The following is a 23,412-nucleotide window of genomic DNA, read 5'->3' as shown; positions in this document are numbered from 1 at the left end:
TGTGGGCACAGTTTAATGAAATTTAAGTATTCGCAAAGAGATATATGAAAGGATATGAAGAAAAAAGGCGCAGTTACCCGCGCCTTTACGATCACTCTTTACAGGCTCAGATTACAGGGCGACGTCTGCAACCTGTTTCTGCTCCTGTCCAGGTTTAGGTGCAGAAGAGTTGTCCGCAGAAGGGGCCGGTTCAGCGGCTTTTGGCTGCGGATTATCGAGCATCAGAACGCGGCTGGTGTCGCCCAGTTCTTTCTCGGTTGCCGCCACGTTGCCGTTCAGTTCGGTGCCGTAAGAAGGGATGATTTGCTTCAGTTTGGCCTGCCACTCTGGTGTCGCGACTTTGTCTTTAAACACTTTTTCCATCAGGTGTAGCATGATCGGTGCCGCCGTGGATGCGCCCGGAGAGGCGCCCAGCAGTGCGGTAATGCTGCCGTCTTTCGAGCTGACCACTTCAGTGCCAAGACGCAGAACGCCGCCTTCTTTCTCATCTTTTTTGATGATCTGCACGCGCTGACCGGCTTCCCACAGACGCCAGTCTTCTTTCTTCGCATCCGGGAAGTATTCACGTAATGCATCGAAACGGTCATCATCAGAGAGCATCACCTGACTGACCAGATATTTCACCAGATCGAAGTTGTCGATGCCCACGTGAGTCATCGGCATGATGTTAGAGAAATTCACGCTGCCGAACAGATCCCACAGAGAACCGTTTTTCAGGAACTTGCTGGAGAAGGTGGCGAACGGCCCGAACAGCAGAACCTGTTTGCCGTCGAGAATACGGGTATCAAGATGCGGAACGGACATCGGCGGAGAACCGACAGATGCTTTACCGTACACTTTTGCCAGATGGCGCTTCACCACGTCCGGGTTCTCGGTCACCAGGAACTCACCGCCCACCGGGAAGCCGCCATAGTTGTCCGCTTCAGGAATACCGGATTTTTGCAGCAGCGTCAGGGACGCGCCACCTGCGCCAATAAAGACGAATTTCGCTTTGATGACGCTTTCTTTGTCACCGTTTTTCAGATCAGCCACGGTCACGTTCCAGGTGTTATCCGGGTTACGTTTAATGTCGCGGACTTCATGACCGAGGCTCAGGGAGAAGTTAGGTTTTTTCTGCAATGAGGCCACCAGCTGACGGGTGATCTCGCCGAAGTTCACGTCAGTCCCGATCGGAATACGGGTCGCCGCCACTTTCTGCGCCGGGTCACGCCCTTCCATCACCAGCGGGATCCACTGTTTGATTTGCGCCGGGTCTTCTGAATATTCCATGCCGCGGAACAGTGTGCTTTGTTGCAGCGCGGCAAAACGTTTACGCAGGAAATTGATGTTGTCATCACCCCACACAAAGCTCATGTGCGGCGTGCTGTTGATGAAGGAACGCGGATTGTGCAGCACGCCGTTCTCAACCTGATAGGTCCAGAACTGACGGGAAATCTGGAAGGATTCGTTAATTTCAACCGCTTTGGAGATATCGATACTGCCGTCGGCTTTTTCCGGGGTGTAGTTCATTTCTGCCAGCGCAGAATGGCCGGTACCGGCGTTGTTCCAGCCGTTCGAGCTTTCCAGCGCCACGCCGTCCAGACGCTCCACCATGTTGATGGACCAGTCTGGTTCTAATTCCTGAAGATATGTCCCCAGCGTCGCGCTCATAATGCCGCCGCCGATCAGTAACACATCAACGGGCTTTTCATCTTCTGCCAACGCTGACTGGCTGAAAGCAACCACGTTAAGGCAGAGGATCATGGCGAGTATCTTTCTCATGACGTCTGTTTCTCTGAATGTTTAGTTTTAATTTTGCAGGTGAAAGCTATCCAGATTTCTTCCGGATAAACGAAATCAACAACCCGTTGCGGTGGGAAATAAACGGTTATTTCCACAGAGTATGAAAGGACAATAATGGGGAGTAACGAAAACCGCGGCGAAGAACGACAAATCAGCCACACAAATGTTGCCGAATACTCATATTATCGAGATTTCGTAAACAATTTAACATTGTCGTTACGTGCATTAAAAATAGTTTAATACTTTAAATAATTACATAAGTTAGTGACGTGACGAAATTACTCAGGCCAGATTCGCCTGTAAAGCTGCGGCATGGGCGGTCAGAGCCGGTGCCGGACTGTGGCCGATCAGCATGAAGTTGTAACCGGCATTGCGCCAGTAAACCACGTTCATTCCCCGGCGGATTTCACGCTGCAATGCCGTATTGTCGCGGTGTTCGCTGCGCGTAATGCACAGGGCCATCGGGCCGTACTGCGCGTCCAGATAGGTAATTTGCGCGATGTCATAATCGTCATAATGCAGCATGCGGGCGTCTTTCAGATCTGCGCCCTGCACCGCCAGCGCCGCAGGGTTCAGTGCGATGCCTAAGGTGTTTTGCACCCGCGCGAGCTGAATTTTTTGCTGGCTGGCAGAATCATAAACATCCGCCAGCGTCTGGGCGGTATACAACGACATGTAATCCGCCACACGCGCACGCCAGTTATCGTCTGATGTAAAAAGCGTGGAATAGCGTCCGGCCAGCAGCCCGACGGCCAGAAAACTTAACGACGCGGCGAGCAATGCGCGGCGGCTGGATCCGGATGAACCGGCAGCCCGTGCGTCAGGGATAGCGTCGAGCGCGGCCTGTAATTTCCCGACCGGCGCTTCCTGCAACATCGCGCCAAACGCATCGTGGAACGGTAAATTGCTGCGTGACATCTGTACCAGCCGTTGCGCCAGCACGTCATCCTGCGCCAGTTGTGCGTCAAACTTCGCGCGCTGAGACTCACTGAGCTGGTTATCGAGGTAGGCCACCAGAACATCATCAGCGTAAGGCGCAGACGGGATTTCACGGGTCATTTTTTCTCTCCCTGCTGCGGTTGTGTGGCGGTACCCGCGTCTTTTGCCAGCGTCAGCCGGGCGGTCGCCAGACGACTCATGATGGTACCGACGGGCACGGAAAGTGTCATCGCCGCTTCCTGATAGGTAAAACCTTCGACGTACACCAGAAACACCGCGTTGCGCTGGGCTTCCGGCAGGCGGTTCACCCGCTGCATCACCTGCGTGTGCCAGTGGCGTTCTTCAAAAGACGGCGTATCGGCGGGGGTGTCCGTTTCGCCGACATCGGCAAATCCCTGCCCCTGACGGACGCGCTGCGCCCTGAGTTCGTTAACCCATATCGAGTGCAGAATAGAAAAAAGCCAGCGGTCCACGCCGGTGCTGTCCTTAATCTGCGCACAGCGTTCCAGCGCCCGCACGCAGGTGGATTGCACCAGATCGTCTGCCACATCGTGCTTGCGCGACAGCACCATCGCGTAGCGCCACAGACGGGACAGGCACTGGCTCAGTTCAGGACGTAAGTCTGCCGGTAAGATTTATCGATTCTCCGTTTTCAGGATTCCGGATGACCGTCGATGGCGGCGCTCAGGTCGCGGTATTCTTCGCAGCCGGTGCCGCACAAGCCTTTGATAGTCGCCAGTTGGGCTTTGGCGAGATCAGGACGCCCTTTAATCATATACGCCTCGCCGAGGTATTCCCGGACTTTGGCGTAGTTCGCGTCAATCGCAATCGACTTCTGATAATAGCCGATGCCTTCGTCGGTGCGCCCGAGTTTACGTGTGGCATAGCCGCGATAGTTCCAGGCTTCTTTGGTGTTCTGATCTTTCAGCGTATCCAGCACCGTCAGCGCTTCCTGATAACGGCCGGTTTTCGCCAGATGATAGGCATACTGCGTTTTATCCTGATCGGAAATCATGCTGCCTTTATCCACCATGCAGCTTTTGGTTTTGCTGTCATAGATTTGCCCCTTCGGGCAGTCCGGCGTTTTTTTAGCGTCGGAATCATCGCCCATGGCGCTGGCCGCCGCGCTGAAAAACAACAGATTAGCCGCCAGACACACGACCGGCAGCGCCTGTAAAACCTTTTTTGTCTTCATAATGATGTCCTGTAGGGAATTAACCGATGACTTATGGGCGGCTTTTGCTACCCGGTAACATGCGGCGCAGAATGCCGTCGCGAAGAACGTAATGATGGAAAAGTGCCGCCAGCGCATGCACACCCGCAATAATGATCAGCGCCCAGGCAACGTTGTTGTGCAGCGAGCCGAAGGTTTGGGTCATCACGCTGTCGAAATTAAATACGTCAGGAATGGGGAATAAACCGAAGAAGTAGAACGGTTCGGCCTGCGACCAGCGGAATAAAAAGCCCAGAATGATTTGCGCGACCAGCAATAAATAGAGCGCCAGATGGGTCAGGTGCGCGGCGGCTTTCATCAGCGTCGGCATGGCGACCGGTTGCTGTTTACTGCGACCGGTGCTGACGGTAAACAAACGCCATAAAAGACGCCCGGTGATAATCGCCGCCAGCAGGATCCCCACCGAGATATGCACCGATTGCAGCCCTTTACGCAGCGGCGTGCCGCGCTCCAGCACTTCCCAGATATGCGCGCTGGCAAACAGGAAAATCACCGCCAGTGCGGTCAGCCAGTGCAACAAAATCGTCAGCCCGTCGTAACGGTTGCGAAGAACAACAGAAGAAGTTTGCATAAAAACCGTGCCCGTAAATGTTCGATATAAAGGTAAACACCTGAGCATGACTTTCTATTCGGTTGCGGGGGAAAATAATTTTCGCCTGTTATGCTTTTGAGTGATAAAAATACTTTGAGTGATACAAGGCGAGGAGAAAAGACACCCGTTATTACCTGGTAAAGTTTTGTTCTGAGTAGCCGATAATCCGTAACAGGCGCCCTTTACGGCAACGGCTGCGCCATAATTTTGCATTTATTTCCTATGAGGTGTGGCAGGTGAGCGAAGTATCGAAAGAGTCGTTTGCGAAGCGGAACACGCTGGCAATCTTGTCCGTTCTGCGTGACTTAAAGAAGAACCAGACCCTGATCATGATCAGCCATTCCCGCGGACAATTTATCAGTAAAATTCTGGACGTTGATGCTGACAATCATCAGTTCTTGTTCGATCTGGGCAGTTCCGATTACGAGAACACGCTGGCCGCTGAGGCGGACACCCTGACGTTTGTTGCCGAACCGGCCGGTGCCAAGGTCGAGTTTTCCTGCAGTAAAGTCCGTCAGATCAGCTATGAAGGTTTGCCGACATTTACCTGCGATCTGCCGCCCGTGTTGTATTTCATTCAGCGCCGTGAGTATTTTCGCGTGAATGTGCCGCGGATGCCGGATTACCGCTGCAGCGGAATACTGCCTGATACTTCTGAGTTTGCTTATCGCGTGCGTGATATTTCACTCGGCGGGCTGGGGCTGGAAATTGAAGGGGCAACGCCGCCGGAAATGACCAAAGGGTCAATGCTGAAAGATTCGCTGATTCAGTTAGCGGAGCTGGGAACCTTTACATTGGATTTGCAGTATCTCGGCGCGATGGTGCGTAAATCGGTGAGCAATAAAGGCGAAACCGTGACGTCGCAACGGCTGAGCTTTAAGTTTCCGCATTTATCGCCCGCGCAGGAACGCGACCTGCAACGGGCGATTTTTGAGCTGGAAAAACAGCAGCATATAAAAGCAAAGCGTTTCCAGCACGATTAACGTTTAAATAAACATACCGCCTGAAGCCTCAACGCGCTGGGCGGTCATCCAGCCCGCTTCATCGCTGAGCATCAGCGCCACCATATCACCAATATCGTCCGGCAAACCGGCGCGGCCCAGTGCCGTATTGCTGGCGACAAGTTTATTCACGTCCGGATTGTCGCGCACCATCCCCCCGCTGAAATCCGTTTCAATGGCGCCAGGTGCCAGCACGTTGGCGGTAATACCCCGTGCGCCCAGTTCTTTTGCCTGATAGCGGGTCAGCACTTCGATGGCCCCTTTCATCATGGCGTAAGCCGATGATCCCGGCAGCGCAAAACGCGCCAGTCCGCTGGAAATATTCAGAATGCGGCCACCGTCAGCCATCAGCGGTAACAGTTTTTGGGTCAGGAAGAATGGCCCTTTCAGATGGACATTCATCATCAGATCAAACTGTTCTTCGGTGGTACCAGCAAAAGACTGATGTAAACCAACCCCGGCATTGTTGACCAGAAAATCAAAAGTATCGCGCTGCCAGACCCGTTGCAGTTGCGCTTTAACCTGCACAACAAAGGCAGCAAAACTGCCGGACTCACCGGTATTGAGCTGCAACGCAACGGCCTTTCCACCCTGCGCTTCGACTGAGGCCACCACTTCCTGCGCCGCACCGGCCTGATTGTGATAAGTCAGAATGACGTCAACGCCTTTTTTTGCCAGTTTTTCAATGGCATTCCTGCCTAAACCCCGGCTTCCGCCGGTCACTATTGCGATTTTGCGGTTCATATCAGACCTCATTGGCATGTTGCTACTGTTGCATCGAATGAAATACAGCCTATTGGATTACCTGAGAGTGATAAATGGGCCATAATGATTTTCACTGTCTCATTCTCAACAACAATCGGGCAAAATGTGGATAAAATTCAATCAATGCAGGTTTTCGTGCGCGTCGCTGAACTGAATAATTTTACCCGTGCGGCTGAAAGTCTGGGGTTGCCCAAAGGCAGCGTGTCGCGGCTGGTGCAGCAACTGGAAACGCGGATGTCGGCACGTTTGCTACACCGTTCAACGCGCCGGGTGCAACTGACACAGGACGGTCAGGTGTTTTATCAGCGCTGCAAAGAGTTGCTGGCCAGCATGGATGAACTGGAATCGATGTTTCAGTCGAATCCGGCCAGTGTCAGCGGACGGTTGCGGGTTGATATGACCACCGGTATGGCGACGCATCTGGTGCTACCGCGTCTGGCGGAGTTTCTTAACCGTTATCCGGCGCTGGAAATTGAACTGAGCTGCACCGATCACCGCGTGGATGTGGTGCGGGAAGGGTTTGACTGTGTGATCCGCTCAGGCACCCTGAAAGATTCCGGGCTGATTGCGCGTCCGCTCGGGCAACTCAGCATGATTAACTGCGCCAGTCCGGGTTATCTGCGCCGCTATGGTACGCCGGATCACCCTGACCAGCTGGCGCAACACGCCATGGTGCATTATGAACAAATCCTCGGCAGCCATACGTCGGCCTTTGAATATCTCGACGGCAAACAACTGAAAACGGTTAAAAGCGGCGGTGCCGTTACGGTAAACAGCACCGAAACCTACGTCAGCGCCTGTATCAACGGCTTAGGCATTATTCAGGTGCCGCTGATTGGCGTGCGCGACGCGCTGGCAGGGGGTCAGCTGGTGAGTATTTTGCCGCAATTTCGTGCGCCGCCCATGCCGGTAACGCTGGTTTATCCGCACCGCCTGAACCTCTCACGCCGCGTCAAAGTATTTATGGACTGGCTGACCGAACTGACCCAAACGTTCATTGCCTGAGCGATTAAACCGCCGCCCCGTCGCCTGAGCCCCTCAGGCGTCTATACTTAAAACCGGATGCACTTTTAAGGACAACATGGATCAATGCCCATCATTTCAAAACAAGCACCGGCCACACAGGAAAAACCGACGCCGCTGATCAACATCAAAACCGGTAATCAGACGGTGGATAAAAACATCGGCAGATTTTCACGACTGGTGGAATATGTACAGTCCTGGGGCTGGGTGGCACATTTGCTGCGTGCCACGGAACGCTTTAACGATCGCCTTGGCAGCCAGTTTGGCGCGGCCATCACCTATTTCTCTTTTCTGTCACTGATCCCGATTCTGATGGTGTCCTTCGCCGCAGTCGGTTTTGTGCTGGCCTCAAATCCTGATTTGCTGGCAGAACTGATCAACAAAATCGTCAACAGCATCAGCGACCCGAATCTGGCGAATACGCTGAAAAGCACGGTGAATACCGCCATCCAGCAGCGCACCGCCGTGGGGTTATCCGGTTTGCTGATTGCGCTTTACTCCGGTGTAAGCTGGATGGGGAATCTGCGCGAGGCGATCCGCGCCCAGTCGCGCGATGTCTGGGAGCGTAATCCGCAGGATCAGGAGAAGATTTACCGCCGCTATCTTCGCGATTTTATTTCCCTGACCGGGCTGGTACTGGCGCTGATTATCACGCTGTCGCTGACGTCAATCGCCGGAGCGGCGCAAAAAACGATTGTTGATGCGCTGGGGCTGGGCGGCATTGACTGGCTGCGACCGGTGATGACCAGCATTACACTGGTGATTTCCATTGCCGCAAACTATCTGCTGTTTTTGTGGATTTTCTGGATGCTGCCGCGTCACAAGCCACGTAAAAAAGCGCTGCTGCGCGGCACATTGCTGGCAGCGATAGGTTTTGAGGTGATTAAATTTGTGATGACCATGACGCTGCCGAAGCTGGCGACCTCGCCTTCCGGCGCAGCATTTGGTTCAGTGATCGGCCTGATGGCTTTCTTCTATTTCTTCGCCCGCCTGACGTTGTTTGTGGCTGCGTGGATAGCAACGGCGAAATACAAAGATGACCCGCGGATGCCGGATCGCAGGCAAAAGACCGCTGAGGCGCAAAAAATGGCTACCGGAAACGACAGTGAATACACGCCGGACAACCTCATCGTGCCAGATGAAATGCATATAGCGGAATTTAATTCTGACAATGAACGCAAAAAGCAGTGAATAACACCAATCAAGCACTTGCACTGCCCTGAAAACCAGAATAACTGACTGAGAGCCGCACTTTTATTTTGCGGTTTTGCAGTCAGTTACTCTGCCTTTCATCCATTCACCAAACTTATGACTGGCGAATTCCTGCCCTGATAAAATAATCCCCCGATCCGGCGTTAAACGTTTTTTTTCCCGGCTTCCGCTGCGTTGAAATACCGCCGCGCTCTGCATAAGATGCCTTTTCGATATACATTTATTTACATTAGATCCCTCCCACTCATTACAAATAAGAAACACTTATGCAAGCCACTATCACTCCAGAATTAGAAGCTGACGCGCAATTGGTGAGTCAGAACTCCCGCAGCAAAGTCATCGTGGCATCGCTTATCGGAACGGCCATTGAATTCTTCGATTTTTATATCTATGCCACCGCTGCGGTGATTGTTTTCCCACACATTTTCTTCCCGCAGGGTGACCCGACGGCGGCCACGCTACAGTCTCTCGCCACCTTTGCCATCGCCTTTGTCGCCCGGCCGATCGGCTCCGCGCTCTTCGGTCACTTCGGCGATCGCGTCGGACGTAAAGTCACGCTGGTGGCCTCTTTGCTGACGATGGGCGTTTCCACCGTGGTGATCGGCCTGCTGCCGACTTATGCAACGATTGGCGTATTTGCACCGATGCTGCTGGCGCTGGCGCGTTTTGGTCAGGGTCTGGGGCTGGGCGGTGAATGGGGCGGCGCGGCGCTGCTCGCCACTGAAAATGCACCGGCGAAGAAACGTGCGCTGTACGGTTCGTTCCCGCAGCTTGGCGCGCCGATTGGCTTCTTCTTCGCGAACGGCATGTTCCTGCTGCTGTCGTGGCTGCTGACTGACGAACAGTTCATTTCCTGGGGCTGGCGTGTACCATTCCTGCTGTCTGCGGTGCTGGTTATCGTCGGTCTGTATGTGCGTGTTTCCCTGCACGAAACACCGGTGTTCGCCAAAATCGCCAAAGCCGGGAAACAGGTCAAAGTACCGATCGGCACGCTGTTCACAAAATACAAAAAAGCGACGATTCTCGGGACCTTCATCATGGTCGCCACTTACACGCTGTTCTACATCATGACCGTGTATTCACTGGGTTACGGCACGGCTGCCAAACCGGTGGGTCTGGGCATTCCACGTAATGAATTCCTGCTGATGCTGATGATTGGTGTGGTCGGTTTCGGTGTGATGGTGCCGGTTGCCGGTCAGCTGGCGGATAAGTTTGGCCGTCGCAAAACCATGATTTGCATTACGTTGCTGATGATCGTCTTCGCCCTGTGCTTCCCGACCATTCTGGGCGCCGGTTCACAGGCGCTGGTGATGGTATTCCTGCTGTGTGGTTTCATGGTGATGGGGCTGACTTTCGGTCCGATGGGCGCACTGCTGCCGGAACTGTTCCCGACAGAAGTTCGCTATACCGGCGCATCCTTCTCCTATAATGTGTCTTCGATACTGGGCGCATCTGTTGCGCCGTACATCGCCACCTGGCTGGCAACCCATTACGGGTTGTTCTATGTGGGCGTTTATCTGGCTTCAATGGCAACGCTGACACTGATCGCGCTGCTGCTGTCCAAAGAAACCGCCCATCAGTCATTGTAACTGACCCGGATACCGTGCCCGGTTTGCGCCCGGCACGGTGCCTTCTGCGAAGGTTTCTTATGCGCTTGCGTCGATTTATCCTGCCTCTCCTGCTCCTGCTTATCGTTATTGCTGCGGCCTTCTGGTATTTCTGGCCTCACTCCTCCAATCCGAACGCCCTGTGGAACATCGTCAGTACGAAATGCGTGCCCAATCAGCGCAGCAACGGAAAACCCGATCCCTGCGCGCAGGTGGATGAACAACAAGGGTTTGTGGTGTTGAAAGATCTGAACGGCCCGCTGCAATACTTGCTGATGCCCACTGCGCGGATCACCGGTATGGAAAGCCCGGCGCTGCTCGAACCGTCAACACCCAACTTTTTCAGTCAGGCATGGAATGCGCGGCATTTTATGGCCGATAAATACGGTAAACCCATTGATGACAGCAATGTTTCGCTGGCGATTAACTCGCAATACGGACGCTCGCAGAACCAGCTGCACATTCATATTTCATGTCTTTTGCCGCAGGTGAAAACCACGCTGAGCAAAGATGGCGGGCAGATGGGATACAACTGGCAGGAATTGCCGGATAAGTTGCTCGGCCATACCTATCTGGCACGTAAAGTGACGCAGGCCGAGCTGAATGAGAAAGGCGCATTCCGTCTTCTGGCAGAAGGCGTACCGGACGCGCAGAAGAAAATGGGCCACTTCGGTATGGCGATGGTCAGTCTGCCGGGCGGCGATTTCCTGCTGCTCGCCAGCGAGCGTGACTTACTCAAACTCAATAACGCCTCCACCGAGGAGATCCAGGACCACAAGTGCGCGGTGCTGGATCCGTTGCCTCAGTAATTCTGGTGCCAGAAGGCGCGCAGGGTTAGCGCCTTCCCCTTCGCAGAGGGAGGCGTTAATCCAATACGATTACTTCTGTTTCATCTGCTGCAAAATCGGACCGCAATGGTTTTCTTCATTGTCGCTTGGAGAGATCAGCGCCAGCAACGCGGCGGCGGGTGCAACGACGGCACCGAGCGCGACAGCCGCAGCACCGCGGGCAATCAGCGGCCCCGGTTTCACCCCCGCATCCGGATTTTTATAGGTGCCACGAACATACAGCGGTGAACGTAAGGTCAGGACACGCACCCCCTTACTTTCCGGGTTGACCGACAGATCCAGTCGTTCGGTCGCCATATTGGTGTTGCCGGTAATGTTGATCACCGCATTCTCGGTATCGAACACAAACAGCCGTGGCGTGACCACACCGTTCCTCACATTGACGTTGGCGGCCGCACAGTTGATGGCCACCTCGTCATCACCGAACAGTTTGCTTACCACATAGTTACCGACATTCAGCCCCGCCAGTTCCATCAGACCGCGGCTAATTACGCCGTCATTGATGAGGATTTTCATGTCGCCGTCACTGGTGCCGAGCAGCGCGGCAACGGAGTTACCCGTACCGGTCAGCGTGGCGTCACCGTTCAGGTCGCCCAGACTGCGCTCCATCGACTGTACGCGTGGCAGCAGTTGTTTGAGCTTCAGCTTACGGGCATGGATATCGGCGCGCGCCTGCATCGGTGATTTGTCACCTTCGAGGCGGATAGTGGAATTCAGATTACCGCCAGCCACACCGAAACGTAGCGGGTCAAGCAGGATCACACCGTCATTCAGTTTCAGATGAGTGCTTAAATCACTCAGCGGCAAGGACTCACCGTGCTCGATGCGTTTGGCGCTGAATTTCACATCGGCGTCCATCACACGCCAGCTTTTGGTATCGAATTTCTCTACCGGCAACACTTTGTCGGCAGGCTGACGGGTGGTTTCACCACGCTTAGCTTTATCTGTGTTGGAATCGGCACCAATCAGCGGAGCCAGATCAGCAAAGCGCAGCTGTTTTGAAACGACCTCACCGGTCAGTTCAGGCCGCGGTTTGCTGGCCTGATAATTCAGTGAGCCGTGAATATCACTGTCACCGATTTCGCCGTTAAAGTTCTGATAACGGTAAACTGCGCCGTCTTTATCATGCAACGTCGCCGATAAATGGCCGTCGGTGGAATACGGCGGTGTTTGCGGCAGCAGCACGCCGGTCAGACCATACAAATCAGACAGCGTCTGGCCGGAGAATTTCAGGCGTAAATCCAGGCCGCCAAGATTCATCGGATCCTGCAATGTCCCCTCCACAGCCACCCGCGTATTCCCGGAACGCACATCTGCCTGCAACGGGAACAGCGCATCCGGGTCTTTCATCGCCAGCATGCCACCGATTTTGCCGCTGCCGGAAAGCGATTCGCCGTTGTATTTACCCTCAACTTTCCAGCCAAATACGTAAGGCGGGGTTTTGGTTTTTGGTGCATCTTTCTTATCACCAACCACTTCCGTGAACGGCAGCGGTTTACCCAGCGGATCAATCACGGCGCGGAAATCGGCTTTCAGTTTCGCGTCTTTATAGTCGATTTGCCCGCGATCAAACACGATATCATTGATCGTAAATGACCAGGCTGACGGCGGTTGTGCCGGATCCTGGGTATCGCTGTTGGCGAGATTGAACGTCCAGTTATTTTTGCCATTATCCAGACGCAGCAACGAAGTATCAGGCTGCTTCAGCCAGATACGCGGGATCAGCACTTCTTTATGCAATAAGGCGAGTGGCGCAATGCTGGCGTCAACGCGGGCGAGTTTCACCATCTGCGCATCTTTTTCACCGGTTTGCACATCGGAAGGGTTGCCGAGCACGATATCTTCAGCATGAATGTGCGGCCAGGGCACCCACGCGCGCCACCCCGCTTCGTCTTTCTGACGCGACCAGTCCACGCCTAAATCACCGCGGATCGCGAATGCACGGTTCAGTTCGGTGCTGACTTTTTGATTAATGGTCGGTTTGAGGCGGTTCCAGTTGAATGTCGCAATGAAAATTACGATAGCAATCAATAAAATGATAATCGCACCCACCACCCAGGAAATCACTTTACCTGTGCGCGTCATAAATCTGTTCCTTTCAGGCAGTTAACGAATTCCGGAGTTTAACTATAGTTGAATTCTCAACAGCTTGCCGGAAACAGCATCCGCAAAGGAGGGGAATGTCGGGCAGGAAAACAGAGAGTAATACTTTATAAATCAATGAAATGGAGATGTATCACACCACAACGCCTCACCGGCAACGTTGAGAGTTCGCCTCAGCAGGTCAGGTGTGATCCATTATCCTTTGAAATGTATGGGCAGATTATCCAGATTGTCAAAAACGGTGGGACGCGCCAGATAATAGCCTTGTGCGGCCAGCGCATCCGAATTGCAGACCATCGACCATTCCGAAGCGGTTTCAACCCCTTCAATAATCACACCTTTACTGTAGCGGTTCATCAGCGTCACCAGCGTGTAAAACAGCCGGGAACCCTCTTCACTCTGGCCAAGCAGAATAAACAAGTCACGGGCGATTTTGATGTATTCGTAATGCCAGGTGGTGAAGGAAGAGAAGTTGGCGATGCCCTGACCAAAGTCATCGAGCCATAACCGGTCCGATTGCTCGATTTGCGACAACGGGATACTCAGCGCATTTTCGGCGCTTTCAACCAGTTCAAAACGGACATACGGCATCGCGCTGATTTGCGCGCGCAACGCCAAATCAGATTGCAGCATTTCCAGCACCTGACCATCGACGTTAATCGACGCCAGTAATTCATGTTCGGTGAACAGATGCTGCCAGCGCTGCAGCAGGTCAAGTTGCTCCTGCACGATTTGCAGGCGTTTGCCCACAGCGATCGCGACAAAATATTCTTCGGGCGAAATGAATTTGTGCGGGTTCGCAGGGTGAAAAACCCCTGTCAGCAATTCAATTCCCAACAGCTTTCCTGTTGTGCGATAAATAGGCTGAAAACGGTACACTCTCTGACACTGACGCCAGTAAGACTGTGCTTTTACGCGCTCTATGGCGGTAAAAGAAGGCGTAATCAGCCCTAACATCATCTTAGTTATCATATATTTCTGCCGTCATGAATAAGAGTCAGATCATCAGGGGGACATGCGGCAACATGTGTTGCGTAACTACAATGTGATTCATGGCAACAGAGTGTGTACGCAGAACACTGTGTTTCATGGAGGCAAAGTAGCCTGATTTCCTGGCTTTCTTTAGTAGAGTTATCTATCGGCGCGACGCGGGGAAACTTTAATCACTGCGCATTCCCCTGCAGTCTGTAGGCTTAAATAACTCAAAGCCGGGCTGGAAGTTCTTTTACACAGGTTCTACAGTGGGAGTCGTGAAACATTTAGTTAACAACATATTCACAATTCGGAGAAAAAAATGCCTTACGTTAATATCAAAATCACCCGTGAAGGGGCGACGGCCAAACAGAAGAAAGCGCTGATTGCGGGCGTAACACAATTACTGGTGGACACGCTGGGCAAAAATCCGGCGACGACCGTGGTGGTCATTGACGAAGTCGATACCGATAACTGGGGCGTGGGTGGTCGTCCGGTGACCGAACTGCGCCAGGAAAATAAGTAACTGTCTCAGGGAGAAGTGCTGTTGCTTCCACTTTTCCCTTCGTTTTTTCTTTGTTTTTTTACCTGTCGCATACAAAAAATAAAACCTTGTTTTAATTTATTTGACTGACCGCATTCTTATGAAGAGACTAGAGCGTAATAATGACGGTCTTTTCTTTCCTTTCGTTTTAATGCTTCAGACACAGGCCAGGTACAATGACCAGCAAAAACATTGCCGTTATCGGCGAATGCATGATCGAATTATCTCAGAAAGGCGATGCGCTACACCGTGGTTTTGGTGGCGACACGCTGAACACGTCTGTTTATATTTCCCGCCAGGTTTCCCCTGATGCGCTGAACGTGCATTACGTTACGGCGCTCGGCAATGACAGTTTCAGCAATGAAATGTTGCAGGCCTGGCAGCAGGAAGGCGTCCACACTGATCTGACTCAGCGCCTTGAAAACAAGTTACCCGGTTTGTATGTGATTGAAACGGACAGCACCGGCGAACGCACCTTCTATTACTGGCGCAATGATGCTGCCGCACGCTACTGGCTCGACAGCCCGCAATCCGAAGAGATTTGTCAGAAACTGGCAGAATTCGATTATCTGTATCTGAGCGGCATCAGTCTGGCGATCCTCAGCGATGAAAGCCGCGACCGTCTGATGACCTTGCTGAAAGCCTGCCGTTCACGCGGTGGCAAAGTGATTTTCGATAACAATTACCGTCCGCGTCTGTGGGCCAGCAAAGAACAAACGCAGGCCGCCTATAACGCCATGCTTTCCTGCACCGATATTGCCTTCCTGACCCTCGACGACGAAGACATGCTGTGGGGCCAGAAGCCGTACGACGACGTGATTGCGCGCACCCATGCGCTGGGCGTCAGCGAAGTGGTCGTCAAACGCGGAGCCGACAGTTGCATCGTCTCCAGCGCTGAAGGCGAGATGCATGATGTCCCTGCGGTGAAATTGCCGAAAGAGAAAGTCATTGATACGACAGCAGCAGGAGATTCCTTCAGCGCCGGATATCTGGCGGTGAGGCTCACCGGCGGCAGCGCAGTGGAAGCGGCGGTACGTGGGCATGAGACAGCAAGTACTGTTATCCAGCACCGCGGGGCGATCATTCCGATGGAGTTTATGCCAGACCGGGCATAAAAACGCGCTGGCTCTGCTCCTCCCCCTGCGAAGGGGGAGGCGGGAGGGGGTTTTAAAGACGAAAGCAGCGGCCAAACCACGCTTTAACCCTATGATTTATCTTTAATACCCCACCCCAACCCTCCCCTTCGCAGGGGAGGGAGCCGACCGAATTCTTACTCAACAATCTGCTTATTGCGCACTCGTTGCCGCCGATGCCGCCGGCACATCCCCCGCAGGGGCATCAACCGCAGGCGCGGTTTCTGCCGGCGCCATGATCTTGTCATACACCGCCCGCAGTTCACCTGCATTCATCTCAGGTTCCCCTTTTGGCTGCGCCACTAATAACGCAGGGTCACGGGAAAGCTGTTGCTTCAGTTCCTGATTCAGCACCGGCAGGGTCAGCGTGGAAAGGAACTGCTGACGCAGTTGCTGATATTGTTCCGGGGCGATATCCACCACACCATTTTGCTGGGAACGCAAACGCTGACTCATCAGCACATCAGTATCGGTACGGGCGTAAGTCGCGAACAGTTTGCTCAGTTGATCGTTTTTCTGCGCAATCAGCGCGTCAAATTCAGCCTGAGAAATGCCTTTATCACGCACGGACAGGAGTTCTTCTGACAGACGTTTAAACAGCTCCGTCAGCTTCGCCTGCGGTGCTTCAATGCGGATGGCGCACTGTGCGCGCTGATATTGCACGTTACAGTCGAAACCCAGCCCCGGGCCGGGTGCCGGCGTGTCTTTTTTGGTTTCAAACGCACTTTTCAGTTGTTGCTGCAAATGCCAGAACAGCGCTTCGCGGGCTAAATCACTGCGCCAGTATGCGGCAAGTGCCTGAGAATCCTGAATGGGCTGCCAGGCGTTATCCCACATTAATGAGACACGGTCCTGAGTCAGGTTTTCGTCCATAACGGTCATGGATTTTGTGGTGACTGCAGACAGCGTTGGCAACGTCTGCGGGGTCTGGCGGCTGCCTTTCAGTGATGAGAAGGTCCGGTTGATTTGTTCGCTCAGGCCGCGGCTGTCGACATTACCGACGACGAATAACGTCATCGCATCAGGCGTATACCACTGATGATAAAATTTGATTAATGCGTCGATATTGACGGGTTTGGTTGGCAACTGGTGGGGATTGTGGCCGACCAGCGTCGAACCTGCCATACGCGCACGCCACCAGGCATCCTGCGTATTTTGCGGCAGAGAACCGACCGGATCCTGTGATTCCTGACGGGCGGCACTCACCAGTGCGGGTGTGACAGACACTTTACCCGCCGTATTTGCCAGCCAGTTCAGGGCATCTTTGAGAAGCTCAGGACGGTTATTTGGCAGGCTCAGGTTGTACATCGTGAAATCATAAGAACTGACGGCTGGCGGCAATGGCCGCTGCGGATTGATACTTTGCTGCCACAGTGACTGGAGCTGAGCCGTGCTGAAACCTTCGCTGTGCATCAGTGCAAGACGGGGAAGGAAATGGGCATAGCCCGTTTGCTGGGCTGATTCAGCCAGCGAGCCGGTGCGAACCACCAGGCGTAATTCAATGCGATCGCTCGGGCGTTGCGGCGTGGTCAGCAACTGCCAGGTAAATCCATTGTCCAGTTTCCCCTGCTGCCAGGCCGGATCTGGTTGTAATGCTTCAGCTTGCACATGACTTGCGGCTGCTGCCAGCAGCAATCCACCAATGAGTAAACGGATTTTGGTGCCCTGCATGTGAACCCCTACGTAATGACAATCCAATTTTCAATATGCTGTCCTGCCGGTGTCGGTCGACTGGCCCACAGGAATTGAATGCGTAAGTTTAAGGACAGAAAATACAGCCCTTCGTTAGACCGCGCATTTTTCGCAATGTCACGCAGTCTGCAAAAATATTATGGGAACTAACGCCGGATAAGGCATTTGAGGGACATATTATGAAGATAATCCACCGGTTACATCAAGTAACCGGTGGATATTAGGCGGGTTTGGGGCTAAATAAATGCGTTTTTAGAATCCTTCCTCAATATTTTCATCCATTCAGCCACCTTTTTTCAGAAATTTCAGGCGGACTTTTCGGCTTCTGTCAGACCTTTCTGGCCGTTTAAGGTCGCTTTTAACTGCCCTTCGTCCAGCTGATCACACCATTTTGCGACCACGATGGTAGCCACACCGTTACCGACCAGGTTGGTCAGCGCACGCGCTTCGGACATGAAACGGTCAATACCCAGAATCAGCGCCAGTCCCGCAACCGGTAAATGGCCCACCGCAGAAAGCGTTGCCGCCAGCACGATAAATCCACTGCCCGTCACCCCCGCCGCACCTTTTGAAGACAACAGCAGCACCACAATCAGGGTGATCTGATGCCAGATATCCATATGCGTATTGGTCGCCTGCGCGATGAATACCGCTGCCATCGTCAGATAAATCGAAGTGCCGTCCAGATTGAAGGAATAGCCGGTCGGAATGACCAGCCCGACCACTGATTTCTTACAGCCCAGGCGCTCCATTTTATCCAGCATGCGCGGCAATGCGGATTCAGAAGATGACGTACCCAGCACGATCAGCAGCTCTTCTTTAATGTAATTCACAAACTTGAAGATGCTGAAACCGGTGAAACGCGCGATAAGCCCGAGCACCACCACCACGAACAGAATACAGGTCAGGTAGAAGCACAGGATCAGTTGCCCCAGTTGCACCAGCGAGCCGACGCCGTATTTGCCGATGGTGAAGGCCATGGCCCCGAATGCGCCAATCGGTGCGAGGCGCATGATCATATTGATGATGCCGAAGATGACCTGTGAGAAGCTCTCGATCACGTTGAAAATCAGCTGGCCCTTGTGGCCCAGGCGGTGTAATGCAAAGCCAAACAACACAGCAAACAGCAGCACCTGAAGAATATTTCCGCTGGCGAACGCGCCAATCACGCTGGAGGGGATCACGTCCAGAAGGAACGGAATGATGCCCTGGCTTTGCGCCTGCTCGGCGTAAACCGCCACCGCTTTAGCATCCAGCGCCGCAGGATCCACGTTCATCCCGGCACCCGGCTGAACGATATTGACGATCACCAGCCCGATGATCAGCGCAAGCGTACTGACAATTTCAAAGTACAGCAGCGCAATCGCACCGGTACGGCCGACCGCTTTCATGCTTTCCATGCCCGCAATACCGGTGACGACAGTACAGAAGATCACCGGCGCAATGATCATCTTGATTAATTTAACAAAACCATCACCAAGTGGTTTCATTTGAGCGCCAATCTCAGGGTAGAAATGCCCCAGAAGAACACCGACGGTAATTGCCAAAAGCACCTGAAAATACAGGCTCTTGAAGAGTGATTTTTTCATAACTACCCATCCTGAAGTGATTGCGCCGACGTCTATTTTTGTAAGGTCAAAGGTAATGAGCGGCAGCAGGGAAATAACACATGCACAACATGATGGAAATATTTCGTTTCCCTCTGCAATCACGGGTCATGAAAAACCGGAGCGGAAAGCATTCAGCAGGAAGTAATGTAAGTAAAAAAAGCGTTGGGAGGGGAAAAATGCCGGACAGGAAGCGGTTTTCCTGTCCGTGGTACACGTCAGGAAGGCTGGCAGAATTTACGTTCGAAGTCAGTTTTGGAAAGCGGCGCGGAAAATAAATACCCCTGGCCGAGCTGAATATTTTCCTTAAGCAGCCACTGACGTTGTGCCTGCGTTTCTACGCCTTCGGCCACCAGCTGAATATTCATGGCGCGGGCAATCGAGGCCACAATATTGACCATCACTTCATCCTGCGGCAGCACGCTGACGAAGCTGCGGTCAATTTTGATGACATCAATAGGCAATGTGCGCAGCCTGTTGAGGTACTCAAGCCCGGAGTAACCCAGACCAAAATCATCAAGCTCGATGGATACGCCCAGGGCGCGAAGTTCACTGAGCAACAGCAGCGCACGGTCGAGATCGTCGATGCGGGCCGTTTCCGTGATTTCCAGCACCAGTTGTCCCGGATTAATTTTGTAACGGCTCAGCAGGCTGCGCAGTTCCGGCAGGAAGTTACGCTGCTGTACCTGCGCGCCGGAGAGATTAACTGACAGCGGCAGGGCAATACCGCGTTGCTGCCAGTCCGCCAGGATCTGACAGCCCAGCTCAAGGATTTTGTAACCCAGCTGACTCATGACACCGATTTCTTCGGCCAGCACAATAAAATCGCTTTCCAGCCCGTAACTTCCGTCGGCCATTTTACGGCGCAGCAGGGCTTCCGCCCCGACCACCGCGCCCGTTTCCATATTCACCTGCGGCTGAATAAACAGCGTGAAATCATTCTGTTCCATCGCATGCAGGATTTCGTTTTCCTGCAGCAGGCGTTTCTGAATTTTTGCGGTCAGTTCCGGCTCGAAGAACAGGATTTGGTTTTTTCCCTGCTGATAGGCTGAGACTCTGGCCGCACGGCCATTCACCAGCAGTTGCTGCGCACTCACGGGGAATTCACCCGTGTATTGCACAATGCCGATGCTGCCAGTCGGATGCAGAGACATATTGCCCGCATGACTTTCCTGCGGCGCATTAATGCGCTCCATAATTTGCCGCGCCAGACGCATCGCCATAAAGGGCCGTGGAATATCCGCCGCCAGCACAGCAAATTCGTTGTAACTCAGGCGCGCCATCAGGCAGTTCTCAGGCAATACGTTCATGATAGAAGAAACCAGCGGGCAACCCACACGGCCGTCATCACGCAGGCTTTCAATACCGATTAACAGCAGATGGAAACTTTTTTCTGGTTCAGCGGAATGCAGGCGGTGTTGCAGGCACTGCATAAACTGTTCTTCATTATTGAGCAGGGTCTGAGAAGGCAGTAATGCTTCCGTGGCCTTGTCCTGAGGCTTCTCCCGCTGTTGCTGGTTGCGGTTGTAGCTGCGCACCAGCATGCCAATTTCATCGTCTTCGTGGCGTTGCGGCAGAGTCAGCTGATGGCCGGGTACGTCGCTTTCCGACAGGGACTCCAGATCACTGGCAATCGCGCGAAGCGGTTTTACGATCAAACGATTGATAACCCAGCTTACGGAAATGGTCAGGATCAGCGCCAGCAACAGATACGTCGTCAGCATGGTCGAGAGTGCGCTGATAATGAACTGATACATGCGGTAGGAATCAGCCTGAAGGACCAGATAAGCCAGGGGCTTCGGGGCTTTAGGGCTGGCAGCCGCCGAATAGAGAGGCACGGAAATCGTCACGGGCAAATTAAAACCACGGGTCACCCATTGCGGCACCGGGCGGCCGGGCGGAAAATGCGTGTGCAGCGCGGCGATCTGATTCGGCATCACGACATCAGCACGGCTCAGAATGCCCACCGGTTGCAGTGTATTCAGAATGTCCTGCGTCTCTTCCAGATCAACATCCAGCACGGCTTGCGAGAGCGGAACCCGGACAGAATGGGCAATATTCTCAAGTTGCTGGGCGTAGTCATCCCTCCGCTGCTGTACAAAGTGAAACAGCTGGATGACGATAAAAATACAAATGGTGATGGCCGCAATACTCGACACGGCCGCCATCTGCTTGATCGTTAATGAACGCCTGACCCGCAACTTAATTCTCCATCAACCACCGACATGATTTTCCGCGCCCACCCGGGCAGAAACGGTACTTGTGCGCAGTATACCTTATAACGTGTTATTTCGAGGTTAAAGACGAAGTTTTGACTATGAAAAACAACATGTTTGCCGCTACACAACGACACTGAATATTGTTTATGTTATTTAACTTACAGAAATCATACATTACTCAGGTTAATCGAATAATTCGAAACACAAGAACATCCTGAGTTCAGCCCATCTGATGAAGTTTGTGTGCTCTTCACCACGCAAAAAACAAAATATTATACTAAATTAACGTAAACGCATGGCAAAATAACGCCAAAAACCTTGAGTGACAGCCAGTTATGTCTGTGTTGTTTTTTATACGTGTAAATCCTATTTTTTGTAAAAACTGCTCTATGCTGTAAAAGAACTGATATATTAAGACGAGTCCTATTCCCATATAAAACTTTAAAAATATTCATCTTTTTGCACTCTGAACTCGCGGACAATCACTGTCGTTCCGGCATCCGGAAAACACCGAAATATATAATCCTATCGGGTGGGATTTATGAATAAATATGATGACATTAAACGTTTTATGGACAAGGCGAAGCTGGAAAATCTTGATTATAAAGAGCTTAATGAAAAATCCACGGGTGAATCTATTACAGGTTCAATGAATCAATGGACATTGATTAAACAAGTCTCTGCCAGCGAAGAACCTGCCGGTCCGCTTGATAACGGTCGTACCACGCAGCCTACGCCGCAATCCATTTCTGCGGATGAGTTTTTGCTTTCTGACGCTCAGCCTGTCGCCGGGCATCAGGAACCGCATTTTTCCGCCGCCGGGCCTGTTCCACCGCGGCAAGCCACGCCGATGTCTTCGCAGGTTCCTCCCCCGCCAGCCGGTTTTGGTCTGCTTGATGCCCTGCGCGAAACGCTGCCGCCAGCACCGGCTCAGCCAGTGCCGCTGAGCGTGCCGCCCGCGCAACATCCGTCTGTTCACGCGGCCCCGACATTGCACGCTCAGTCGGTCGTTCCTGACAGCGGTTCGGGTTTACTCGATTCGTTGCGTAAAGCGATGCCCGAAGTGCCGTCGAAACCTGCATCTGCGCCGCTTCATACGCCTCAGCCCGTTCAGTACGCCGCCGCGCCGGTTTATTACCCGCCGCCGGGACAAAATCCAACGCCCGTGCGCAGCCCGGTGTCCGCGTCCCCGGCGTCTGCTGATGCTAACCAGCGCTTTAAACAAATGTTTAAACAACGGGCTCCGCAGCCCGCCAGCGCATATTTACATCGCGACACACCGCTTCAACCCTTGTTAGAGATGATTGCCTCATGCCGTTAGTTTGTGTTTGTTCACCGAAAGGTGGGGTAGGAAAAACCACGGTGGCCTCCAACCTGGCCTATTCGCTTGCCCGCAGTGGCAGTAAAGTGCTGGTCATCGATTTTGATGTGCAGAACGCCCTTCGCCTTCATTTCGGTGTGCCTATTGCCGATACCCGCGGTTTTGTGGCCGGTTCAGGTAATGAATCCGACTGGAGCCAGTTCATCCTGAAAGCGGGTTCCAATACGTTTGTTTTGCCGTACGGTGAAGTGACGGAAGATCAGCGGCTGGAATTCGAACATCAGCTTGCCAGCGATCCGCATTTTTTACAGCGCGGCTTAAATACCGTCCTGAATTATCCGGGATTAATTATTATCGCGGATTTCCCTCCGGGCCCGAGTCCGGCATTAAAAGCGGTTCAGGCGATTGCTGATTTACATGTTGTCGTGATGCTGGCCGATACCGCGTCACTATCTTTATTACCCTTAATGGAAAAAAACAAACTCATTGGTACGCCTTTGAATAACAAGCTGGGGGAATATTATGTGGTTAACCAAAGCGACACCCGCCGGACATTAAGCCGTGACGTCACCCAATTTTTCGAACAGCGTTTAAATGAAAGATTATTAGGCACAATCCACAGGGATGAATGTGTGCCAGAGGCCAATGCCTCGCAGCGCTCTATTATTGATTTCAGTCCGGTATCAGCTTCGGCATTTGATATTGAGCTGATCAGCAAAAAAGTCGCCGCCATTTTAGGGATTAAAGTCGGTGATGGTGAATTACACGCCGCGCCTAAATCTGGCAGTTATTAACTATCACTGTTAACAGCGACCCCA

20 protein-coding genes are annotated in these 23,412 nt (G+C 52.9%); 9 read left to right on the top strand and 11 right to left on the bottom strand.

The features are described 5' to 3' along the window. Positions 1-111: 111 nt before the first annotated feature. The 5 genes from RAHAQ2_RS00720 to RAHAQ2_RS00700 form a co-directional block, all read right to left on the bottom strand. Positions 112-1,761, bottom strand: coding sequence for a malate:quinone oxidoreductase (locus tag RAHAQ2_RS00720; protein WP_014333417.1), 1,650 nt, complete (start codon positions 1,759-1,761; stop codon positions 112-114). 303 nt (positions 1,762-2,064) lie between these two features. Continuing rightward, positions 2,065-2,841 (bottom strand): anti-sigma factor family protein, encoded by a 777-nt coding sequence (locus RAHAQ2_RS00715; RefSeq protein WP_014333415.1) that lies wholly within the window; start codon positions 2,839-2,841, stop codon positions 2,065-2,067. Then, positions 2,838-3,293, bottom strand: coding sequence for a sigma-70 family RNA polymerase sigma factor (locus RAHAQ2_RS00710; protein ID WP_014333414.1), 456 nt, complete (start codon positions 3,291-3,293; stop codon positions 2,838-2,840). The genes RAHAQ2_RS00715 and RAHAQ2_RS00710 overlap by 4 nt, the downstream gene beginning before the upstream one ends. An 80-nt stretch (positions 3,294-3,373) precedes the next feature. Continuing rightward, complete coding sequence (locus RAHAQ2_RS00705; RefSeq protein WP_014333413.1) at positions 3,374-3,916, bottom strand: tetratricopeptide repeat protein; 543 nt, start codon at positions 3,914-3,916, stop codon at positions 3,374-3,376. Between the two features lie 31 nt (positions 3,917-3,947). After that, positions 3,948-4,526 carry a cytochrome b gene (locus RAHAQ2_RS00700; RefSeq protein ID WP_014333412.1) on the bottom strand — a complete coding sequence of 193 codons (579 nt, stop codon included), beginning with the start codon at positions 4,524-4,526 and terminating at the stop codon, positions 3,948-3,950. A gap of 257 nt (positions 4,527-4,783) precedes the next feature. On the opposite strand from RAHAQ2_RS00700, the gene RAHAQ2_RS00695 reads away from it, so the two are divergent. Further along, positions 4,784-5,530 carry a flagellar brake protein gene (locus tag RAHAQ2_RS00695; protein WP_014333411.1) on the top strand — a complete coding sequence of 249 codons (747 nt, stop codon included), beginning with the start codon at positions 4,784-4,786 and terminating at the stop codon, positions 5,528-5,530. 3 nt (positions 5,531-5,533) lie between these two features. Here the strand turns inward: RAHAQ2_RS00695 and RAHAQ2_RS00690 are convergent, their stop codons facing one another. Continuing rightward, positions 5,534-6,292 (bottom strand): SDR family NAD(P)-dependent oxidoreductase, encoded by a 759-nt coding sequence (locus RAHAQ2_RS00690; protein ID WP_014333410.1) that lies wholly within the window; start codon positions 6,290-6,292, stop codon positions 5,534-5,536. Between the two features lie 126 nt (positions 6,293-6,418). Between RAHAQ2_RS00690 and RAHAQ2_RS00685 the strand changes: the two genes are divergently transcribed. From RAHAQ2_RS00685 to RAHAQ2_RS00670, 4 genes are all read left to right on the top strand, one after another. Continuing rightward, complete coding sequence (locus RAHAQ2_RS00685; RefSeq protein WP_037040750.1) at positions 6,419-7,318, top strand: LysR family transcriptional regulator; 900 nt, start codon at positions 6,419-6,421, stop codon at positions 7,316-7,318. Positions 7,319-7,402: 84 nt separating this feature from the next. Further along, positions 7,403-8,527, top strand: a complete 1,125-nt coding sequence (gene yhjD, locus RAHAQ2_RS00680; RefSeq protein ID WP_014333408.1) for an inner membrane protein YhjD — start codon at positions 7,403-7,405, stop codon at positions 8,525-8,527. A gap of 287 nt (positions 8,528-8,814) precedes the next feature. Then, a complete protein-coding gene (locus RAHAQ2_RS00675; protein WP_013573467.1) occupies positions 8,815-10,137 on the top strand; it encodes an MFS transporter in 1,323 nt (440 codons plus the stop codon). Positions 10,138-10,196: 59 nt separating this feature from the next. Beyond that, a complete protein-coding gene (locus RAHAQ2_RS00670) occupies positions 10,197-10,964 on the top strand; it encodes a CDP-diacylglycerol diphosphatase (RefSeq protein WP_014333406.1) in 768 nt (255 codons plus the stop codon). Positions 10,965-11,033: 69 nt separating this feature from the next. Here the strand turns inward: RAHAQ2_RS00670 and RAHAQ2_RS00665 are convergent, their stop codons facing one another. Both RAHAQ2_RS00665 and pdeH read right to left on the bottom strand, forming a co-directional pair. Next, complete coding sequence (locus RAHAQ2_RS00665; RefSeq protein WP_014333405.1) at positions 11,034-13,088, bottom strand: AsmA family protein; 2,055 nt, start codon at positions 13,086-13,088, stop codon at positions 11,034-11,036. 213 nt (positions 13,089-13,301) lie between these two features. Continuing rightward, positions 13,302-14,078: a cyclic-guanylate-specific phosphodiesterase gene (gene pdeH / locus RAHAQ2_RS00660; RefSeq protein WP_037040744.1), complete on the bottom strand. Its 777-nt coding sequence runs from the start codon at positions 14,076-14,078 to the stop codon at positions 13,302-13,304. Positions 14,079-14,400: 322 nt separating this feature from the next. Here pdeH and RAHAQ2_RS00655 point away from each other — a divergent pair, with 322 nt between their 5' ends. Further along, positions 14,401-14,604, top strand: a complete 204-nt coding sequence (locus RAHAQ2_RS00655; RefSeq protein ID WP_014333403.1) for a 2-hydroxymuconate tautomerase family protein — start codon at positions 14,401-14,403, stop codon at positions 14,602-14,604. A 194-nt stretch (positions 14,605-14,798) separates the two neighbouring features. Continuing rightward, entirely contained in the window at positions 14,799-15,737 is a 939-nt protein-coding gene (kdgK, locus tag RAHAQ2_RS00650; protein WP_014333402.1) for a 2-dehydro-3-deoxygluconokinase, read from the top strand. A gap of 171 nt (positions 15,738-15,908) precedes the next feature. On the opposite strand, the gene RAHAQ2_RS00645 is transcribed toward kdgK, so the two are convergent. The 3 genes from RAHAQ2_RS00645 to hmsP all read right to left on the bottom strand — a co-directional run bounded on the left by RAHAQ2_RS00645 (position 15,909) and on the right by hmsP (position 21,255). Continuing rightward, entirely contained in the window at positions 15,909-17,426 is a 1,518-nt protein-coding gene (locus tag RAHAQ2_RS00645) for a M16 family metallopeptidase (RefSeq protein ID WP_014333401.1), read from the bottom strand. 326 nt (positions 17,427-17,752) lie between these two features. Continuing rightward, positions 17,753-19,036: a dicarboxylate/amino acid:cation symporter gene (locus RAHAQ2_RS00640; protein WP_014333400.1), complete on the bottom strand. Its 1,284-nt coding sequence runs from the start codon at positions 19,034-19,036 to the stop codon at positions 17,753-17,755. A gap of 236 nt (positions 19,037-19,272) precedes the next feature. Beyond that, entirely contained in the window at positions 19,273-21,255 is a 1,983-nt protein-coding gene (gene hmsP / locus RAHAQ2_RS00635) for a biofilm formation regulator HmsP (RefSeq protein WP_014333399.1), read from the bottom strand. A gap of 559 nt (positions 21,256-21,814) precedes the next feature. Here hmsP and RAHAQ2_RS00630 point away from each other — a divergent pair. Continuing rightward, the gene (locus tag RAHAQ2_RS00630; RefSeq protein WP_014333398.1) at positions 21,815-22,594 is read left to right on the top strand and encodes a cellulose biosynthesis protein BcsO; all 780 of its coding nucleotides are present in this window, start codon (positions 21,815-21,817) and stop codon (positions 22,592-22,594) included. After that, positions 22,585-23,388, top strand: a complete 804-nt coding sequence (bcsQ, locus tag RAHAQ2_RS00625; RefSeq protein WP_013573457.1) for a cellulose biosynthesis protein BcsQ — start codon at positions 22,585-22,587, stop codon at positions 23,386-23,388. Before RAHAQ2_RS00630 ends, bcsQ begins: the two co-directional genes overlap by 10 nt. The last annotated feature ends 24 nt before the right edge of the window (positions 23,389-23,412 follow it).

The sequence above is a fragment of the Rahnella aquatilis CIP 78.65 = ATCC 33071 genome, from assembly GCF_000241955.1.
GTDB lineage: Bacteria > Pseudomonadota > Gammaproteobacteria > Enterobacterales > Enterobacteriaceae > Rahnella > Rahnella aquatilis.
The sequence above is the reverse complement of the archived record's forward strand: the minus strand, read 5'-3'. Positions and strand labels throughout refer to the sequence as shown.